The following is an 18,281-nucleotide window of genomic DNA, read 5'->3' as shown; positions in this document are numbered from 1 at the left end:
AGCGCAGGTTAACGGCCGATGCCCGGCGTGTGCTGATGTACCTGTTGCTGTTTCTTTTCCCGCTGTTGCTGTTTCTTCAATTCCTCCTGTTGTTGCCTTAATAATTGCGCCTGCTTGTTTTGTTCCTGCTGCTTTAAAAGCTGTTCCTGCTTTAGCTTCTTCTCAATATCCATTAAGGCATAGCCGAACTGGCTACCTTTAAAGCGGACGCGCTGTGCATCGGTAAAAGCGATACCCCGGCCTAACTCTACTTCATAGCCGCACTGCTCCATATACTTTTTGACCTGCTGCACATCCTTACTTTGTTTGATCGCTGTCCCGAGGTGCTTTTTCAAAGCTTCCTTGAGGATATCAATACGCTGGCTTTGTGCAACCCTTTGCTCCGGCTTCAAAAATTTATTCGGGCTTAGTACCTGCTCTAATTTGTATTCCAGTTCCATCTTCCGGGCGAACTCGGCCACATGCTTGTAGCTATTGCTGTCACTGGCTGTTTTGCCGTCAAATCCGATGCGGTTGGCGACAATGTGCAAATGTTCATGTACGGTATCTTTGTGCGCTACTACTACATACTGGTGGTCTTTAAAATCAAATTTTTCGGCCAGCTTTTCTACCATATCGATCTTATCTTGCAGGCCTAACTTCCCGGCATCGCTGTGGGCGAAGCTTAACGAAAAGTGAAACACCGGCTTTGATTGATTAGGGTTTAGCTTGGCTACTTCGATCATTTCCCGCACCAGTTCTAAGCGAGTGCCGAAGCATTGGTTATAAGCAATCACCTCCACCTGTTTCTTTTCAAGCTCCTGCATTTGCAGCTCTTTGCTTTCCTGCCGCCTGCCCTCAAAAAGGTAGTGCAGCACGCCCCGGAAACTTTTACCTGTGCCTACTTTCCCAATCATGATATATAGGCATTAATATCCTTCACCAAGCCCCGCAGGCTGCGCATATCCTGTTCGAGCAAAGCCCTTTCCATCGCATTCAGGTCATCGCCCCGGTTGCGCCGCTTTGCGATCTGGTTGAGATTGGCGGCGATGTGATTGAGCGTACCTCGCATTTCCAAAACAGATTTTGGCAGGGTCTTGACCCTGACCGGATCGAGTAAAATTCTTGTGGGGGAATAAGAAAAGTATTTATTTTGCATTAGCAAAACAAATACGAACACCCTTGTCCTCTCCTTACGAAACGCTTGTCCGCCTAATCTTACCTGAAGGTATTTTAGAATACTTTGAATTGACCAATGTTACCCAGACAGAGACTGGTCTGAATATTTATCTTGAAGAAAAGAATATAGTACCATCGGGCTATGAGAACCATCGCCTGGAGTCAAAAGGCTTCCTGCCGGAGACCGGTATACAGGACTTTCCAATCCGCGGGCATAAGGTAGCCCTTTGTATTAAAAGACGGAGATGGGAAGTACTGGAAAGTGGGGAAATCATCACAAGAGACTGGCAATTAGTAAGGAAAGGTGCGCGAATGACAACAGAATTCGGCACTTTTTTAAAAGGTATATTTGGATAATCACCCCATAAGTAGTCATTTATTAGGCCGTTTATACCAGGTAGACGGGAAACAACTTGGCCAGCAATATAAAGATCACCTGAGTGATTTCCATAGCTGGGATCAGAAGGATCATGCCGATCAATGGATGTTGTTTGCTGAGAATATAGGCCCTTACCTGAGTATAGATGAAACTGCCTTAAGTAATGGGGAACTGTATACGATTGTTACCAACAAAGAAGCCAAGGGCGGTAAAAAGGCTATAGTGGCCATGATAAAAGGCACACAGGCCGACCAGATCATGGCAGTACTGGAGCGAATACCGCTCCGTAAAAGGAATAAGGTAAAGGAAGTAACGTGGACATGGCGGCTAACATGATCAAAGCTATCCGCAGATGCTTTGCTAATGCTGTGCGGGTTGTAGATCGGTTCCATGTACAAAAGCTGGCTTATGATGCAGTTCAGGAAGCGAGGATCAAATATCGCTGGGAAGCACTGGAACAGGAAAACAAAGCAATAGAGGAAGCTAAAAAGAACAAACAAAGTCATCAGCCTGAGGTGTTTACCAACGGAGATACTTTAAAACAATTACTGGCAAGGAGCAGATACCTGCTATTTAAGCATCAATCCAAATGGACTGTATCACAGAAAGAAAGAGCTGATCTTCTTTTTCCAAGATACCCTGTGCTGTTAAAAGCATACAACCTGTCACTGAGGCTGGGACAGATCTTCACCATCTGCAAAAACAAGCAACAGGCATTTAAAAGACTGGCGATATGGTATAACGATGTAGAAGAAGCGGGAATTGATGCTTTTAAAACCGTTGCAAGGTCTGTAAAAACACATTATGAATCTATCCTTAACTTCTTTGATAACAGGAGTACCATCATTCAACGCTAAGGTCAAAGCTTTTAGAGCCACTTTAAGAGGTGTAAGAGATACTACTTTCTTCCTCTTCAGACTTGCTAAAATATATGCCTGACTTTATTAGCCCCCAACTTTTCCGACTGATCCGTTTTTTGGGAAATTGTGTGAGAAATGTGTGAGAATAAAAAAACCCAACTCGCCAGAGTTGGGTTAAATCATTGATTTTCAGGCTCCTGAGGCTGGGCTCGAACCAGCGACCCTCTGATTAACAGTCAGATGCTCTAACCAGCTGAGCTACTCAGGAATCATTTTCCGGTTTGGAGTGTGCAAAAGTATCATTTCCGGTGTAATTACGCAACAACTCTTTAAAAAAAAATTAAAATTTATGCACTTTATTTATTTAGTGACTGAGTTTAAGCCTATTAAATATTTTAATCTCTTATTAAATTAGCAGCAATTGTGGCTTAAATTCACAATATTTGCAAAATTTTTAATTAATATTCATGAGTTTACTGGTTATTGGTACCGTTGCATTTGATGCTATTGAAACGCCTTTTGGCAAAACAGATAAAATTGTTGGTGGCGCTGCCACTTTTGCAAGTTTGGCGGCTTCTTATTTTTATGATAAGGTGAAAATTGTTGCTGTTGTTGGCGATGATTTCCCGCAGGCCTTTATTAAGGATCTTAACAAGCACACCATTGATACCGAAGGCCTGCAAATAAAGACCGGCGAAAAATCATTCTTCTGGAGCGGTAAGTATCATAACGATATGAACACCCGCGATACTTTAATAACCGAGCTTAACGTACTGGCTGATTTTGACCCTATCATCCCTGAATCGTACCAGGATTGTGAATACCTTATGCTGGGCAACTTAACACCACAGGTACAACAAACGGTTATCAACAGGTTAAAGAACCGCCCTAAGCTGATTGTATTGGATACCATGAACTTTTGGATGGATATTATGCTGGATGATCTGCTGGCTACCATTAAAATGATTGATGTACTAACTATTAATGATGCGGAGGCGCGCCAGCTATCGGGCGAATATTCCCTGGTAAAGGCGGCCAATAAAATTTTAACCATGGGCCCTAAATACCTGATCATTAAAAAAGGCGAACATGGTGCATTACTGTTTGGCGAAGGGAAGATCTTTGCAGCTCCTGCCCTGCCACTTGCAGAAGTGTTTGACCCAACAGGCGCCGGCGATACGTTTGCAGGCGGTTTTATTGGCTATATGGCAAAAGTTGGCACCGTTAATTTTAATAATATGAAGAACGCCATCATCTTCGGTTCTGCACTGGCATCATTCTGTGTTGAAAAATTCGGGACCGAAAAGATCCTGAACCTTACACAGGAAGAAATTGCTGCGAGAGTACAGGAGTTTGTGAATTTATCGAAGTTTGAAATAGTGTAATAGTGATTAGAGGCTGGAGATTAGAGGTTAGTTGAACTTTGCAGCGATTAAATTTTTCTAATCTCTGGTCTCTAATCTCTAACCTCTAATTTCCCTATCACATCCAGGTTCTGAAACACCCATTCATCATGAGGGGCATCGCCGAGTTCGGCGGTGAGGTCCTGGCCGGCCCAGTGTTCATAGTGTTTGCCGTTGCGCCATAGCCTGCTTCGCGATACGTCATAAATAATCCCTTTATAGGCAATCCACACTTCGGGCTTATCCTGTCCGTTGCGTAGGGCAAGTTGTGATTTTGTATATGTGAGGAGCTGATCCATGGGGTAAAGATAGGGATTAGAGATTAGAGGCGGAGATTAGAGACCAGAGGCAAGTGATTAGAGATTAGTTGGAGATTGGGTTGTCTTTGTTGAGTTTTAAATTAAGATAATTTACATTTGTGGGAGCTTAAGCTGATGAAAAACCATAACGCTGATATACCTGTTTATGATCTTGACAAGTTCAGGCATGTGCATCGTGAACATACGCCTTCTGCCTTCGGTTATAATAATTTAGACAGGGCAAAGCATATTGAGGGCTTTGAGTTGTATTCAAGCGAAGGACTGATCGGCTCGGTAGGACCGCTTAAATCTGCATTTTACAGGATAAGCATTACGGTTGAAGGTACGCTTGACATGAAAATTGGCCTTGACGTATATCAGCACCAGCCGCGTACTATCTCTTTAACCTATCCAAACCAGGTATTCGCGAAGAACAACATCAGTGCCGATGCCTTCGGTTATTATATGCTCTTCAGTCCCGATTTTTTGAATGAGCTGGTACCATCCGTAAAAATGGCCTCAGAATTTCCTTTTTACGATATTTCAGGCACACCGCTTTTCCGCCTGGCAGAAGACGAGCTCAGCAGTGTTATTAAGCTGATCTTTAATATTAATGATGAATTGCAGCACCAGGATACCGGCAGGGTTAAAGCAGTAAAAATGTACCTGTATTTGATTTTACTGGCAGCCAAAAGGAGTTATGAAAAACAACAGCTTCATATAAATGCCAACCGGAATGATAATTCTTCCATTGTATCACGTTTCCGGAAATTGGTAGGGATGCATTATCTTGCCAAACGCCAGGTGGCTGAGTATGCCGGATTACTGGCAATAAGCCCTAATCATTTAAACAGGGTTGTAAAAACGATAACCGGCCACACAGCTTCAGACACTATTAAAGAAATGCTGCTGATGGAAGCGATGTCGTTACTTAAATATACCAATCAGTCCGTTGCCGAAATTGCTTATAAGCTTGATTTTAGCGATCCTGCGTCTTTTAACCGTTTTTTTAAAGCCGGAACAACGGAAACTCCCCTGTACTATCGTACAAAGCATAATTAGATCAATATAAAGCATAAACCGGTATATAGCACTGCTTAAATATGTAGCCAATTTTGCGTCATATTTAAAACAGACTATGGAAAATCCATTTAAAAACAAAAAAATAATTATTGCCGGCGGCTCATCAGGCATTGGCCTTGCTGCAGCCGGGCAGTTTAAAGACCAGCAGGCACAGGTAACCATTACCGGCCGCAACCCGGATAAACTGAAAAATGCAGCACAAACAGGTTTGCAAACTGCTGTTATTGACAGCAGCAACCGCGAAGCGTTAGATAGCTTTTTTAAAAGCCATGGCCCTGTTGATCACCTGGTAATTTCATTAAGCGGCAGTAAAGGCATTGGCAATTTTGCCGGATTATCATTACAGGTATTGCGCGAGGGCTTTGAAGAAAAATACTGGCCAATTTTGAATACAGTACAGTCGGCCTTACCATTTATCAACCAAGGCGGCAGCATTACACTGGTTACTGCCATTTCTGCAACGGCACAATTACCCGGCACTTCGGGCCTTGCCGCATTAAACGGCGCTCTCGAAATTATGGTTCCGGTTTGGGCGAAGGAAATACCCCAGATTCGCATCAATGCGGTATCGCCGGGCGTAGTAGACACTGCCTGGTGGGACTTTTTACCCGAACAGGAGAAACGCGAAACTTTTAAGCAGTATGCTGCGCAGATCCCGGCGGGGCGGGTTGGTAAGCCGGACGAAATAGCAAATGCCATATTATTTTTAGCCGGGAATGAATATATGACCGGGAAAGTAATAGGCTGCGACGGCGGAATGTCTTTATAATCAATGCGGGCAAAGGCCTCTCCGCACGTCGTGGTTCGACAGGCTCACCATGACAGGCCGTTAACAAAAAACCCGGATCAAATGACCCGGGCTTTTGCTTATATATAGGTAGATGAAAATTACTATTTAATATTCGGCGTAAACGGGTTTGGCAATGCCATTATCGTATGCTTTTAAGCTTTTCTTTAATAGCTTGCGGGCAACGTGGATGCGGGTTTTAACTGTGCCGATAGGGATTGTTAAATGATCGGCAATTTCATGGTATTTATGGCCTTCAAAATACATGGTGAAGGGTACATAATAATCGGCAGGCAATCTGTCTAAAGCTTTTTTCAAATCATCCATCACAAACTTAGCCTCGCCCTGGTTTTTTGTTGAACTGAATACCAGGTTTGGTGAGCTGATCTCATCGCTTTTGGTAACAAAAGTGTTCATTTTAATAAACCGGCGGTAGTTGTTAATAAAGGTGTTTTTCATTATTGTGTATAACCACCCTTTTAAATTTGTTCCTTCTTTAAACTTATTATAATAAGTTATCGCCTTCAACATTGTATCCTGGACAAGGTCGTTAGCATCATCTGCGTCATGGGTAAAATGTAGTGCATAAGACCTCAGCGAGGTTGCCTGACGTAGTACTAGGGTGTTAAACTCAATCTTTGTCATACTGTTAAAGTTTTGTATCAACACTTAGGCAAGCATGGTGCCATTTACAAACTTTAAAACAGGAAAACTTAATTGCTTAGCAAATATTAAATGGCAAAAATAAAGTGTGTAACAAGTACACTTTATCCTTGTTTAGACTATTGATAAACAGTAAGTTAAAAGACAATTTAATGACAATTGAAGCAACGCAGGCAATTTAAAAATGTAACAGAAATGTTATGTACAGCAAATGAAAAAGGGGTGAAATTTTATTTTTAATAAATTTATTTAACCTATAGTATTCACTTCGCGTTGTAGCATAACGCCAAATTTAGTGTACACACTGTCTATGATTTGCGACGAAAAAGTGTACACTTCTTCGCCCGTTGCACCGCCATGGTTCACCAAAACCAGCGCCTGGTTCTTCCAAGTTCCGGTATTTCCAACCACTTTTCCCTTCCATCCGCACTGTTCTATCAGCCAGCCGGCGGCCAATTTAACAAGGCCATCGCCTGCAGGATAGTTCACCACTTCAGGAAATTTGGCCTGGATTCCGCTAAACTGGTCAGCGCCGATTATAGGATTTTTGAAGAAACTCCCCGCATTGCCTATGGTTGACGGATCGGGCAGCTTAGATACCCGGATATGCGAAACCACCTGCGATACCTCTTTTAAGGTGGGGTTTATGACATTACGGTTTTTAAGCTCCTGCTCAATGGCGCCGTATTTTAAATTAAAATTGGGGATCAGCGACAAGTGGAGCTTTACCGATACTATTATATACTGTCCTTTCAGCTCACTTTTAAAAACACTCTCGCGGTACTCAAAACGGCAATCGGCTTTGGTGAAGGTTTTGAAGTTACCCGTTGCCAGTTCAAAAGCACAACAGCTGTAAAAAACATCTTTGAGCTCCACGCCATACGCACCAATGTTCTGGATAGGCGACGCACCTACCGAACCCGGGATCAGGCTCAGGTTTTCCAGTCCGGCATATTCACGGGCTACGCAGAAGTTTACCAGGTCGTTCCAGACCTCGCCTGCCCCGGCCTCCACATACACATCATCATGACTGATCCTGTGCTCAATCCCCCTGATATTAATCCGGATCACCAAACCTTCATAGTCCTTTAACAGCAGCATATTGCTGCCGCCGCCCAAAACAAGGTGCTCCATCTGTTTCCATTGCAGATCCATAAAAAGCTCAACCAGTTCATCTTTGTGGTTTATCTCCACAAAGTACTGGGCTTTGGCATCAACACCGAAAGTATTAAAGTTTTTTAGCGATACGTTTTCCTGGATCTGGAGCATATGTTGATGTGCGAATAAGCGGATGTGCAAATGTGCGAAATAATGTGCGAATTTTGGATGTGCGGATGTGCGGATAAAAAGCCGGGGCCGTGCGATTCACCTTCCATTACCACCCTTCACGTCATGCCGTCCGCCAACTGGTCGGATCGCCCCCCATTATAAAGGCAACCATGAGCCAGGTTTACTGCATGCGCATAATTGTCTGAACCGGGATTTGTGGGATTTAATGATGCGCTTGATGATTTGCAGGCGGACAGGATCAGGTAATCCTTTAATCAAGAAAATCATGGTTCAAAACCTTGCCCGCGCACACTCTTATTATGGGGTGCTGATCCGACCAGTTGGCGGACAGCATGACGTGTTTTTTTTGATCCTTAAAAACAATCAATCCGCCAGCAAACTCGCAACAATTACTCCCAGTAGTGTACCGTCAATTACAGTGATCAGTACATCACCGTGAGGTTGCAGCTGCATGCCGGTTGCCAGCTTAATGGCTATGGTTACAAACAGCACCAGCGTTACCTGCAACCAAAAGGGGCCGATGTTTTTTACCCGGGTGAGCTCGCCTTTGGGCAGCGCATAATATACTATTGCAATAATTAATACCCCTACCACAGTACTGGCATATTGTAAAAAGTGAAAAACATAAACGCGGTGACCATAAACGTTGATGATCCGCTCCAAAACCGGGTAATCATGAACAAACATACCTTTAGGGTGTGTAAAACCATCCCACACAATATGCGAGGCGGCGCCTATCGCCACAGAAAATAAAATACTGATAAAATATCCCAGTGAATAATAGGTGCGGAAGCCTTTAAACCAAAAAAGCCTGCGGTTTGGCGCTGCCGGCAGGTGCGTTATCAGCTTATCCTTTATATACAGTTCGTATAAAATTACCAGGATGTAGGCTAAAGGAAGATCGAACCACACAAAGCCCTCCCAGGTATGACTGTACCGGCTTACCAGGCGCATGCGGAAAAAATATTCAAAGTCGGGGACCAGGCTGCCGATTACCAGGCCCGTGGTGGAGAGCCAGCTTTTGGTAAGCTTTCCGAAAGGCAATACAACAGCAGGATGCGCAAAAGTAAAAGGCATGTGCGAATATACAATTGATGTGCGGATTTTTGATGTGCGGATGTGCGGATAAAAAACGGGCGGGGTGAGTTAAACCGCTATGCATTTGTGCCGGTGCATTGGCGTCAATGTCGCTCGCAGAGTTTACCCACCCGATCGACTCCGCTAGCCAGCGGATGGATCACCCTCCCTTCCGCAAGCGGGATGGAGGGAAGGGGATTTTTTTAACTTTTTATTTGTACCACCTCTATTTAAACGCTTGCGCCGCTTCCTTAGGTGTCAATACTTTTACTTTCATCCAAACTGGTTTATCCGGGTTGCCGTCGGCGTTCACTTTTACGGCGGTTATTTTATCTATCAGATCTGTTCCTTTTACAATTTCGCCGAACACGGTATAGTTTTGATCTAAAAACGGGGTGCCGCCTATGGTTCGGTATACTTCCCGCTCATTTTCGGGGATGCGGATGCCGTTCTTTTTTTCTATGGCGTCAAGCTGGGCATTGGTATAGGTTTTGCCATCCACAATATAAATCTGGGTGGTGAATGATTCTTTAGCTTTATTGTCATCGCGGCCCATGGCCAGCGCTCCTCTTTTATGATATAAAGCCGGGTTAAATTCGGGACTGATCCATTTTTGTTCCGGCTTTAAGGTTTTTGATTTGTCGTACAAGGAGTCGGGGTCACCGCCCTGGATCACAAAGCCTTTCAGTATCCGGTTAAAGGTAGTGGCATTAAAATAACCGCTTTTTACCAGCTTAATAAAGTTATCGCGGTGCACAGGCGTTTCGTTATAAAGCTTAACAATACATGCCCCTTGCTCTGTTTCAATTTTTACAAACTGATTTTTTTGCTGCGCGAAGGTGGAAACTGCAGTGAGGCATAAAAGGACGGTGAGTACCAGGTATATTTTTTTCAAGGTGATATGTTTTAGTGAGGCGATTAGTGTGTTTTGTGTAACGAATTTACATAAAATTTTAATGTTTAACGCCATTTACAGCGCAGGCCTTCGACCTGCGCTGGGGGATTGAGCCCCTTCAGGGCTTTTTGTTTCGGGTTTTACCAAAATGTTAAAGGCCTGAAAGGCCGTTATCCATCAGCGCAGGTCGAAGGCCTGCACGACGCCGTTTTCTATGCAAAAGAAAAGGGTTTCAAACCTTAACGGAATGAAACCCTTATATTCATAGATTGAACCGAAATTTTACTTATTTGCCTTTTACACGCAAATTATCCTTTACAACCAGGATCTGAAGGAACCCTACAGACCTTGCAGGAACACGCCCTGTTTTAGGATAATGAGCAGTAAGCTGAACAAGGAAAGTATCACCAGCCTTGGCATTTGCAGGCACTACACCCGAAACTTTAAAACCGGTTTCAGCCTTGTCTGCAAAGGTCAGTAAATATCCTTCACCCTGCCTATCTTGTATCTCGCCCTTTGAAACCAGCGTTACCACAGGTTTAATGTCGGCCGAAGGCAGTTTTTTCCTGAGCACAGGAATAAGGTAAGGAGGCGTTTTGGCATAAATACGCCTGTGCGCCTTAATTACTTCAAAATCCTTTTCATTACGTGCAAAGTCAGCAGCTGCATGTTGCACCTCAAATTGGATCCCTATCTGCGCCTCTCCATAATGGTGAATGTCTCCCAAACCTATTTCGAAATGCCATGGAGCGCCGGGGAGTACAAAAATTGTGTTGGTGTTTCTCCAGGCTGAGCAATTATGGCCAACAGGCAGCGGGCTTGGTATGTGTATCGAATCTGCTGAGCTCGCGGGGTCAAACTGGCAAGGCGAATCGTCAGTATCAATACTAACTACTGCGCAGGTATGCCCGCCTGTGTTAATAAACGGCAGCGAAGAGAAAACAGTTGCCGAACTGCTAGCAGGAATAATAACTGTTTGCGTATCAAGCATTACACCCAATGTGCCGGCGCCGCCGGGGATGTTCCAGAACGTAACTTTGGTGCTTACCTCATAGGCAGAATCATTATGTACTACCGCAGCAAACCCGTAATGCACACCAGGCAATACAGAAGTATCCCAGCTCCCGATTGGCACAAGCGTACCCAGTGCAGAGGTGCTAAATGGTGTAAAAAGCAGAATATCAGGGCTCTCGTAGCCACCGGTGATATAAACTGATGCAGGGTCTTTATAAAACGCAAAGGCAGCTATATCCGAAGGGGTTGAAGCGCCTACACCTAAACTCAGGCTGTTGCCGCTTATTACCGGGTTGCCTGCGGGGCCTTCCAGCTTTACCCATTTATCAAAAACCGCCGAGCTGTTTACAACCATAGGCGTGTTAATGGGATGGGCAGCCGCAACAAGCGTTTCCACATGCGGTTCAACGGCTAAGGAGCCGTATACGTTAACGTTTGACGTTAAAGAATTATCGGGGGCAATACTGGTTACAAAAAAGTTATCAAGGAAAGCTCCTGTGGTTTCATTAAAGGCATCCAGGTAGATCCCTGCGCCGCCGCCACCTCCGCCGCCACCGTGAACAATGTACACCACTAAAATATTAATAACCTGGTCACCAACAACCAGGGGGGCAAGCGGGGCCGTACCCGGCAGGTGAGTAATGTCTGTTGAAGTTTCGCCTGCGCCAACGCAGCCTGAAACATTCATAAAACCAAAGTTATAGGTAAGCCCGGCATGGCTGTAGCTGGCCGGAGGAACATCAGGGGTAAATGTACTGCCGGTAGCCAGCACATTAGTTGATGGCACCAAAATTCCGGGTACTGGCAGGTATTTTGATGATGTGGCAGGGTTCCTGTTCTGCCTGGTTTCGGGGCCGCCAACATTTAGCGGCTCGTAATAAACATACTGGTAAATTGCACTTGGCATGATGATTTTTTTTAATGTTTTTGCCTACTCTATTCCCCTTTTCGGCTAACGGGAGGCTTACTCTTTTATTTGTTTTTGCTGCAGACAATTACAAAAAGGATTTTCGGCTTTTGCTCCGCTATTAATTTTTTGTTGAAATCGGTTTATTTCAGGTCGTTGGTCGTAAGTTGAATTTTGATTTTCTTTAAATAGAACTTAAGGCTCAGTACTTTAGTTAAATATCAATAGATAATCAATACCCAAAGGTATTTTACGAAATCCCAAAATGGAGGCGTATAAACCCTGAATTTTACGCGTGTTTTTACGTGATATTTGAACCGGGATTAAACGGATTTTAGGGGATTTAGGGATGAATGGTGTCCTTGTTACCGCAGCGGTGAAGGGTGGGAATGAGGGTGTAGAGGGATTGGATTACACCCCGTTCCATTTTTGTACGCGGAACGGGGTGGAACACCGTGAAACATACTCATTATCAGCACTTTTAGTTTTTACTGAAATACAAGTGACTGATAATCAAGCGATACAAAATTGATGCATTTTAGGCATACTATCGTAATTTGTTTATAATCAACATGTTCCGATTTTTTAGTTGATTAAAATTGATGGTTTTGCCTGTTTTGTTTAATTGAACAATGTGGCAGTACTTTATAAACAACATAGCCCTACAATTAGCCAAGCTATGCGCTATTTAACAGGTTTTTCTCTGTTAGGCACGTACCCCAAGGCTTACCTAAACGCGGCGCATGGCTGAACTGTATGTTTTGGGGGCATTTCCCGCCGATAAAAGCTCGGCGCGCTTTCCGCTCATACGGCACCAGCGTTAGGCGGGTGTTTCACCTCTTTGAGTTGGTCGTGAAGTGCAACACATAGATTGAAAGTTGTTAACGTTTCAACTAAGTTGTATATTTAAATCTTTGATTTTCAAAGCTTTTTCAATTTTAGAAGACTAACCTTATTACAAAATGTTATTAAATGAGTATTAAAAAATACAATCCTATTCAAGAGGTTCCTGATGATGGATTAATTATTCCAGAAGTTGGTGTTTGGGGCATTGAAAAATATAATTTATTAGGTTACTATGCTGAATTATTTACCCGGTCCATGAATAATAAATGGGGCAATTTAGTTTATATAGATTTATTTGCTTCAAGTGGTTATTGTAAGATTAAGTCTACAGGAAAAATTATTAAATCTGGAGCTATGATAGCTCTTTCAACACCAATTTCTTTTCAAAAATATATTTTTTGTGAGGAAGATGAGAGTCTATTAAATGCACTTGAGATACGAATAAAAAGGGATTTTCCTAACGCAAATACAAGCTTTGTATTAGGAAGCTGTAATAATAAAATTAATGATATTATAAATTTAATACCCAGGCACTCATTTAATAATACAGTCTTAAGTTTTTGTTTTATAGACCCTTTTAATTTAAATATACATTTTAATACAGTAAAAAAATTAGGCCTTTTGAAAGTAGACATTTTAATGCTTATAGCAACAGGGATGGCTGCCACAAGAAATGAAAAGAAATATCAAAACCTTTCAAACGATACTATTTCTCTATTTTTGGATAATCCAAAGTGGCGAAATGAATTTACTGGATTAGTTGATTTAACTAATCAGTCCTTTACCTTATTTTTAAGCAAAATTTATAAGAAAAATATAATGACATTAGGTTATAAAGATGTTGCTGACTTTCACGATGTTCGTTATAAATTAAAAGGTAAAAATGTGTTATTATATCATCTTGCCTTTTTTTCAAAAGACCCATTAGGAAACAAATTTTGGGACATTATAAGAAAACAATATGCAGGTGATCAACAATCTTTATTTTAACTAATTTTTTTAGTATTTTAGCGTATGGCAGAATCAAGTATTGAGTGGACCGAATTGACTTGGAATCCTGTAACTGGTTGTAAAAAAATCAGCCCAGGTTGTAAATTTTGCTATGCAGAAGTAATGACTCGTAGATTGAAAGCTATGGGGCAGGAAAAATATAAAGACGGATTTAAAATTATAAAAACCCACCCAAGTGCATTAAACATTCCTTTTACCTGGAACAAGCCTAAAGTTGTGTTTGTAAATTCTATGAGTGATCTATTTCATGATGAGATACCTTTAGATTTTATTAAAGCAGTTTTTTCGGTTATGAATCAGACTCCTCAACATATTTATCAGATTTTAACAAAAAGATCAGATAGACTGTTAAAAATAGCTGATGAACTGCACTGGACATCTAACATTTGGATGGGGGTTTCTGTTGAGAATGAAAAGTACAGTTACCGCGTTAATGATTTGCGTCAAATCCCAGCAATAACTAAGTTTTTATCCGTAGAACCTTTAATAGGTCCTGTTAAAAATCTTTTATTAAATGATATTAATTGGGTAATTGTTGGAGGTGAATCCGGTCATGGCGCGCGACCAATCAAATATGAATGGATAGAAGACGTCCGTGTGAATTGCGAACGGAACTCAGTGCCATTTTTCTTTAAGCAATGGGGGAAACCCAAATTCAATATAAATCAAAATGATCCCACAATTGCTAAAGAGCATCCTAATCACGCAAAAGGTGGCTGTGAACTCGATGGAAAAGTATATAGAGAACTTCCACAGCTAACTACATAAGATCATTTATTAATATTATGTAATTTTGTCGTTCTGGTATCTCCTTTCAAATAATAGAAGATAGCATAAAACATCATTAGAATATATAATAATTAAGAGACCTTATTAAAATTCTCAAAGTTGGGGGCCATCTAATTAAAATCTAAAATACATTCTTTTGAAAGAAGCACGCTTACTTTATGCTTTTTATTATCGGTAAAAGTTGTTTTTACCTGAGAGCGCTCGACCATGTATCTCAAAGTTTTAGAATAATGAGAGCCTGCCCATTTACTGGTCGACTGATGTTCATCAAACAGTGCTTTTGCAGAAATACGTCTTCCTTTATATTTATTTAAAATATGGGTTGAAAGTAATTGAACATTTTGATCTCCAAAATCTATCGAGCTACTTCCCATTTTTTTTGCATCAAATGTATAAGTACCATCCCTTTCAAGTGTTGCGCCAATATTGTCGAAATCATAATATATTTGTTTTACTAGTTCAAAACCACGAGGATGCTTCGTAAAATGAATTATAAAATGGCTAGTTGCAATGCTGTCTTCTTCTTGAAATCTAAATTCGCAACTATACAGTTTTGGTCCGGTAACAGCTTTGTCGAATTCTAAAGCTAAATGGTTCATTATTAATATTAGCCTTTCATGCACTGAAGTGGATTTATACTTTCTATCCATTCTTAATTCTTCAATAGTAGTAGGAAAAAGAGACTGCATCATCTCATCAAATTTCCCGACGGATATGGCTTGATTTATGCGTTTAATATTAACAAACAAAAAAAGTTCATTCCCCCAATTACTTAGAAATTTAGATAAAATCAATGTATTTATACCCTTATATCCAAAAGGGTCAAAGAAAAGTAAGGTAGGGAATGGATTAGTTTTTTCAGGTTCTTTATTTAGAAAATTATCTATACTAAGATCCTCCCCAACTGTTTTATTCTTAAAAACAGGGTCATGTTTGAATGTTTTTTCAGGAAAAAATTTTTTAAAATTTTCTTTTAGCTTTTCCGAATGTTCTTTATCGTTAAATATTAAACGTACTATATTTTTTAATGCGGGATCATTAGCACAAGCTCGAGCTAATAATAATGGAGTCGACAATTTATTATCCTCATAAATCCCAGGCCCAGCAAAAAGGTCAATATATCTTATTTGTTTGTGTTCTAATGGGGCTTTAAGGATTATTCGGCAATATTGTGGAAAATATTCTGCTACAATTTTCGCTTTAACTTCTGATGATCGAGTCTGTTTTTTAAAAAAATCGGTATCCATTTAAATTAATGTAATTAGCTGATTTATAAAAAATTAATATTTATAAATGTAGTCAAAAATTATTAATTACTAACGTTGTTAGTTTTTTGATTACGTACCGTTTTGCATCCCTCACTTGTATCGTCCTAAAAAAAATTTACAGGTGAAATTGATTAATCCTGTTATTGGTTTACATTATTATGCGGCTTTAAGATTCCACTAACATAAAGGTTCGTTGATTGTCCTAAGCAGAGTTTGCTTCGTTCCTCGCCATGACGAGCGGAGGAGAAAATCTCACCACCACACCGGGAGAAGATGCTTGATTAAAAAATAATTTTTATTTTGCAGGATGGTATTTGCACACGGCGGCTGCGTTTACATAATGACCAATAAGCGGCATACTGTTTTATACGTAGGCGTTACTTCCGAACTTACCGGCAGGGTTTGGGAACATAAAACTCACTTTTATCCAAATAGCTTTACAGCAAAATACAACTGTGAAAAGTTGGTCTATTATTGTTTCTATTCCCGTATTGAAGAAGCAATTGCCGTGGAAAAAGCAATTAAAGGCGGTAACAGGAAAGCTAAAATTCAATTGGTTAACTCCTTAAATCCGGAATGGATTGATCTGTATGATAAGTTAATTGAGGAATAAATACAACCACCAACCCCACCACGTCATTGCGAGCCTGGCTGCTCGCAGCTGGGTTCGAAGCAACCTCTGAGCTATGCGGATAAAATAGTAATAAGTCATGTGGCTACCGAGAAGCGGCTGTAAGGTTTCCATCAGCATAAAGGTTCGTTAATTGTCCTGCGCGGAGGTTGCTTCGTTCCTCGCAATGACGCTAGGGAAAAACCTCACTACCGCGTCATTGCGAGCCTGGCTGCTCGCAGCCGGGTTCGAAGCAATCTCTGAGCTATGCGGGTAAAATAGTAATAAGTCATGTGGCTACCGAGCAGCGGCTGTAAGGTCCCATCAGTATAAAGGCTCGTTGATTGTCCTTCGCGGAGGTTGCTTCGTTCCTCGCAATGACGGGTGGAGAAAAACCTCACCACCACGTCATTGCGAGCCTGGCTGCTCGCAGCCGGGTTCGAAGCAATCTCTGCGTTATACCAGTAGTGCCGTAATAAGCTATGTGGTTTCCAAACAGCGGCTGTAAGGTTTCCATCAATATAAAGGTCCGTTGATTGTCCTTCGCGGAGGTTGCTTTCCCGAAACAAGTTCGGGACAGGCTGTTCCTTGCAATGACGGGCGGAGACTAATACCACGGCTCCAGCCGCTTCAAATCATGGCTGCTGATCTCTCTGACATCCCTGTCGGTGTACCAGGGAATTCTTACTATGCAATCTACATTGGTTTCGAGGCTGTTGGATGAGATGTCAAAATCATACCTGGGGTTTGTGGCCGAAAGAAACTTCACTTCCTTGGTATTGTCAATAAAACTGAACAGCACATTTACCATCCCGATACAGCCGATGTGATTTTGAACCACATAACGCAGCAGCACCGGCGTGGGGTCATATACATAATTGTAGCCCCGCGGATCGGTCATATCCCGGCCCAGCTCGTTTTTCGCTACTTCAACATCAAAGGATCTGATCTGCTCTATGGAGTCGAACTGCCTGAATTGAAGGTACACGTCCCTGTCCGTAAGGGGATATACCGCTTTGCTTTCATCTTCTTCATCATCGTTATACAGGCGGCGGTATTGTGTGTAATGAGCTTTGGCTTGTCGCGGATGGTCGTAACTAAAAATAAATTCTGCAAAAAGGTGGTCTGTTTTGGTATAGATCTTAAGGGTTCTGTCCATGATTAAGGTATAGTGTTGAGTAAGGGATAAATCAGGTCCTAATGTAAGTGTATTTCTTTATTTTTTGTGAGGGGTGGGGGGATTTTGTGATGGTGGTGGCGAATGAGTGAAGTCGCCGGGCATTGGCGTTAATGCATAGCGCATAGTTGACTCACCCGACATTGCTTCGCTCGTCGACCTCTCTTCACCTGCGGTGGAAAGAGGTAAGGAACGACTTTGATTTATTAGTTTTTCTTTTCCCTCTTTGCCGCTTGCGGAAGAGAGGGAAGGTCCAGCGGCAGCGGGTAAAAACCAATTAATCGGCTTAACTTAATGACATTGCTCTACGAGGCAAATAAAAATGAATTTGCGATTCTACAAAGGGGCAGACCCGATGGGTCATAGCTCAAACAGGGCGATTAATAAGTGCTGCTGTAATGCTATTTATATATTGTGAGCTTAAGGAATGGGAATAATTAAAAAATATCGAACACAGAATAAGGAATGTTGAATAATGAAGTGCGCTTCGGGAGCATCCCAAAAAGGAGGTGGATCTTTTTTGTTGTTCCGCCTGTTCCACTTGTTCCATGCTGTTTCAGATCGGTTTTTTTGTTCCGTTTGTTCCCGTTGTTAGCGCTGTTCCACGGAACAAGACTACCCGATTAGTTATTGTCACAAAATAGTTACATATAGCCAACCGAGGGTAGCCACTAAACTTTTAGCCCTCATGCAATAGCCCGGCTTTACCCCGGGAACACACTGATTCTATTAAGTTTATGTTGACCCTTTTACTCCAAATAATAC

At 41.8% G+C, this 18,281-nt stretch carries 19 protein-coding genes and 1 tRNA gene; 9 read left to right on the top strand and 11 right to left on the bottom strand.

Annotated features, from left to right (window positions below):
• Positions 1 to 8 precede the first annotated feature (8 nt).
• Together BUE31_RS27825 and BUE31_RS27820 are read right to left on the bottom strand one after the other, a co-directional pair.
• Positions 9 to 896, bottom strand: a complete 888-nt coding sequence (locus BUE31_RS27825) for a relaxase/mobilization nuclease domain-containing protein (RefSeq protein WP_073407151.1) — start codon at positions 894 to 896, stop codon at positions 9 to 11.
• Positions 893 to 1,138: a hypothetical protein gene (locus BUE31_RS27820; RefSeq protein WP_234997921.1), complete on the bottom strand. Its 246-nt coding sequence runs from the start codon at positions 1,136 to 1,138 to the stop codon at positions 893 to 895. Before BUE31_RS27820 ends, BUE31_RS27825 begins: the two co-directional genes overlap by 4 nt.
• Positions 1,139 to 1,161: 23 nt before the next feature.
• Between BUE31_RS27820 and BUE31_RS27815 the strand changes: the two genes are divergently transcribed.
• From BUE31_RS27815 to BUE31_RS31510, 3 genes are read left to right on the top strand one after another with little or no spacing between them, the layout of a single operon-like run.
• Positions 1,162 to 1,515 carry an ISAon1 family transposase N-terminal region protein gene (locus BUE31_RS27815; protein ID WP_200801996.1) on the top strand — a complete coding sequence of 118 codons (354 nt, stop codon included), beginning with the start codon at positions 1,162 to 1,164 and terminating at the stop codon, positions 1,513 to 1,515.
• On the top strand, positions 1,508 to 1,873 hold the full coding sequence (locus BUE31_RS31515) for a transposase (protein ID WP_073407150.1): 366 nt from the start codon (positions 1,508 to 1,510) through the stop codon (positions 1,871 to 1,873). Before BUE31_RS27815 ends, BUE31_RS31515 begins: the two co-directional genes overlap by 8 nt.
• On the top strand, positions 1,870 to 2,394 hold the full coding sequence (locus BUE31_RS31510) for an ISAon1 family transposase (RefSeq protein WP_234997920.1): 525 nt from the start codon (positions 1,870 to 1,872) through the stop codon (positions 2,392 to 2,394). Before BUE31_RS31515 ends, BUE31_RS31510 begins: the two co-directional genes overlap by 4 nt.
• A gap of 197 nt (positions 2,395 to 2,591) precedes the next feature.
• On the opposite strand, the gene BUE31_RS27800 is transcribed toward BUE31_RS31510, so the two are convergent.
• Positions 2,592 to 2,665 (bottom strand) — tRNA-Asn (locus tag BUE31_RS27800).
• Between the two features lie 199 nt (positions 2,666 to 2,864).
• On the opposite strand from BUE31_RS27800, the gene BUE31_RS27795 reads away from it, so the two are divergent.
• Positions 2,865 to 3,782: a PfkB family carbohydrate kinase gene (locus BUE31_RS27795; RefSeq protein WP_073407149.1), complete on the top strand. Its 918-nt coding sequence runs from the start codon at positions 2,865 to 2,867 to the stop codon at positions 3,780 to 3,782.
• Between the two features lie 71 nt (positions 3,783 to 3,853).
• Here the strand turns inward: BUE31_RS27795 and BUE31_RS27790 are convergent, their stop codons facing one another.
• The gene (locus BUE31_RS27790; RefSeq protein ID WP_073407148.1) at positions 3,854 to 4,099 is read right to left on the bottom strand and encodes a cytochrome b5 domain-containing protein; all 246 of its coding nucleotides are present in this window, start codon (positions 4,097 to 4,099) and stop codon (positions 3,854 to 3,856) included.
• Between the two features lie 135 nt (positions 4,100 to 4,234).
• Here BUE31_RS27790 and BUE31_RS27785 point away from each other — a divergent pair, with 135 nt between their 5' ends.
• Both BUE31_RS27785 and BUE31_RS27780 read left to right on the top strand, forming a co-directional pair.
• On the top strand, positions 4,235 to 5,161 hold the full coding sequence (locus BUE31_RS27785; RefSeq protein WP_073407147.1) for a helix-turn-helix domain-containing protein: 927 nt from the start codon (positions 4,235 to 4,237) through the stop codon (positions 5,159 to 5,161).
• A 76-nt stretch (positions 5,162 to 5,237) separates the two neighbouring features.
• Positions 5,238 to 5,951, top strand: coding sequence for an SDR family oxidoreductase (locus tag BUE31_RS27780; protein WP_073407146.1), 714 nt, complete (start codon positions 5,238 to 5,240; stop codon positions 5,949 to 5,951).
• A gap of 126 nt (positions 5,952 to 6,077) precedes the next feature.
• Here BUE31_RS27780 and BUE31_RS27775 read toward each other — a convergent pair whose 3' ends face one another.
• The 5 genes from BUE31_RS27775 to BUE31_RS27755 form a co-directional block, all read right to left on the bottom strand.
• On the bottom strand, positions 6,078 to 6,614 hold the full coding sequence (locus BUE31_RS27775; RefSeq protein ID WP_073407145.1) for an RNA polymerase sigma factor: 537 nt from the start codon (positions 6,612 to 6,614) through the stop codon (positions 6,078 to 6,080).
• Between the two features lie 267 nt (positions 6,615 to 6,881).
• On the bottom strand, positions 6,882 to 7,901 hold the full coding sequence (gene murB / locus BUE31_RS27770) for a UDP-N-acetylmuramate dehydrogenase (RefSeq protein ID WP_073407144.1): 1,020 nt from the start codon (positions 7,899 to 7,901) through the stop codon (positions 6,882 to 6,884).
• A 384-nt stretch (positions 7,902 to 8,285) separates the two neighbouring features.
• Positions 8,286 to 8,999: a DUF4184 family protein gene (locus tag BUE31_RS27765; RefSeq protein ID WP_073407143.1), complete on the bottom strand. Its 714-nt coding sequence runs from the start codon at positions 8,997 to 8,999 to the stop codon at positions 8,286 to 8,288.
• A gap of 226 nt (positions 9,000 to 9,225) precedes the next feature.
• On the bottom strand, positions 9,226 to 9,894 hold the full coding sequence (locus BUE31_RS27760) for a peptidylprolyl isomerase (RefSeq protein ID WP_073407142.1): 669 nt from the start codon (positions 9,892 to 9,894) through the stop codon (positions 9,226 to 9,228).
• Between the two features lie 286 nt (positions 9,895 to 10,180).
• Positions 10,181 to 11,815 (bottom strand): hypothetical protein, encoded by a 1,635-nt coding sequence (locus BUE31_RS27755; RefSeq protein WP_073407141.1) that lies wholly within the window; start codon positions 11,813 to 11,815, stop codon positions 10,181 to 10,183.
• A gap of 972 nt (positions 11,816 to 12,787) precedes the next feature.
• Here BUE31_RS27755 and tcmP (BUE31_RS27745) point away from each other — a divergent pair.
• Together tcmP (BUE31_RS27745) and BUE31_RS27740 are read left to right on the top strand one after the other, a co-directional pair.
• On the top strand, positions 12,788 to 13,651 hold the full coding sequence (gene tcmP / locus BUE31_RS27745) for a three-Cys-motif partner protein TcmP (RefSeq protein ID WP_073407139.1): 864 nt from the start codon (positions 12,788 to 12,790) through the stop codon (positions 13,649 to 13,651).
• A gap of 24 nt (positions 13,652 to 13,675) precedes the next feature.
• A complete protein-coding gene (locus BUE31_RS27740; RefSeq protein ID WP_073407138.1) occupies positions 13,676 to 14,440 on the top strand; it encodes a DUF5131 family protein in 765 nt (254 codons plus the stop codon).
• A 131-nt stretch (positions 14,441 to 14,571) separates the two neighbouring features.
• Here BUE31_RS27740 and tcmP (BUE31_RS27735) read toward each other — a convergent pair whose 3' ends face one another.
• Entirely contained in the window at positions 14,572 to 15,708 is a 1,137-nt protein-coding gene (tcmP, locus tag BUE31_RS27735) for a three-Cys-motif partner protein TcmP (RefSeq protein WP_073407137.1), read from the bottom strand.
• A gap of 328 nt (positions 15,709 to 16,036) precedes the next feature.
• Between tcmP (BUE31_RS27735) and BUE31_RS27730 the strand changes: the two genes are divergently transcribed.
• Positions 16,037 to 16,342: a GIY-YIG nuclease family protein gene (locus BUE31_RS27730; protein WP_073407136.1), complete on the top strand. Its 306-nt coding sequence runs from the start codon at positions 16,037 to 16,039 to the stop codon at positions 16,340 to 16,342.
• Between the two features lie 604 nt (positions 16,343 to 16,946).
• Here the strand turns inward: BUE31_RS27730 and BUE31_RS27725 are convergent.
• Positions 16,947 to 17,498, bottom strand: coding sequence for a hypothetical protein (locus tag BUE31_RS27725; protein ID WP_073407135.1), 552 nt, complete (start codon positions 17,496 to 17,498; stop codon positions 16,947 to 16,949).
• Between the last annotated feature and the right edge of the window lie 783 nt (positions 17,499 to 18,281).

It is taken from the genome of Mucilaginibacter sp. OK098, from assembly GCF_900142915.1.
Lineage (GTDB): Bacteria > Bacteroidota > Bacteroidia > Sphingobacteriales > Sphingobacteriaceae > Mucilaginibacter.
The sequence above is the reverse complement of the archived record's forward strand: the minus strand, read 5'-3'. Positions and strand labels throughout refer to the sequence as shown.

What these genes read in the sequence shown, in the direction of transcription:
- BUE31_RS27825 (WP_073407151.1), bottom strand. Translation starts at nt 896, where the DNA reads ATGATTGGGAAAGTAGGCACAGGTAAAAGTTTCCGGGGCGTGCTGCAC.
- BUE31_RS27820 (WP_234997921.1), bottom strand. Translation starts at nt 1,138, where the DNA reads ATGCAAAATAAATACTTTTCTTATTCCCCCACAAGAATTTTACTCGAT.
- BUE31_RS31510 (WP_234997920.1), top strand. Translation starts at nt 1,870, where the DNA reads ATGATCAAAGCTATCCGCAGATGCTTTGCTAATGCTGTGCGGGTTGTA.
- BUE31_RS27795 (WP_073407149.1), top strand. Translation starts at nt 2,865, where the DNA reads ATGAGTTTACTGGTTATTGGTACCGTTGCATTTGATGCTATTGAAACG.
- BUE31_RS27790 (WP_073407148.1), bottom strand. Translation starts at nt 4,099, where the DNA reads ATGGATCAGCTCCTCACATATACAAAATCACAACTTGCCCTACGCAAC.
- BUE31_RS27785 (WP_073407147.1), top strand. Translation starts at nt 4,235, where the DNA reads ATGAAAAACCATAACGCTGATATACCTGTTTATGATCTTGACAAGTTC.
- BUE31_RS27780 (WP_073407146.1), top strand. Translation starts at nt 5,238, where the DNA reads ATGGAAAATCCATTTAAAAACAAAAAAATAATTATTGCCGGCGGCTCA.
- BUE31_RS27775 (WP_073407145.1), bottom strand. Translation starts at nt 6,614, where the DNA reads ATGACAAAGATTGAGTTTAACACCCTAGTACTACGTCAGGCAACCTCG.
- murB (WP_073407144.1), bottom strand. Translation starts at nt 7,901, where the DNA reads ATGCTCCAGATCCAGGAAAACGTATCGCTAAAAAACTTTAATACTTTC.
- BUE31_RS27765 (WP_073407143.1), bottom strand. Translation starts at nt 8,999, where the DNA reads ATGCCTTTTACTTTTGCGCATCCTGCTGTTGTATTGCCTTTCGGAAAG.
- BUE31_RS27755 (WP_073407141.1), bottom strand. Translation starts at nt 11,815, where the DNA reads ATGCCAAGTGCAATTTACCAGTATGTTTATTACGAGCCGCTAAATGTT.
- tcmP (WP_073407139.1), top strand. Translation starts at nt 12,788, where the DNA reads ATGAGTATTAAAAAATACAATCCTATTCAAGAGGTTCCTGATGATGGA.
- BUE31_RS27740 (WP_073407138.1), top strand. Translation starts at nt 13,676, where the DNA reads ATGGCAGAATCAAGTATTGAGTGGACCGAATTGACTTGGAATCCTGTA.
- tcmP (WP_073407137.1), bottom strand. Translation starts at nt 15,708, where the DNA reads ATGGATACCGATTTTTTTAAAAAACAGACTCGATCATCAGAAGTTAAA.
- BUE31_RS27730 (WP_073407136.1), top strand. Translation starts at nt 16,037, where the DNA reads ATGGTATTTGCACACGGCGGCTGCGTTTACATAATGACCAATAAGCGG.
- BUE31_RS27725 (WP_073407135.1), bottom strand. Translation starts at nt 17,498, where the DNA reads ATGGACAGAACCCTTAAGATCTATACCAAAACAGACCACCTTTTTGCA.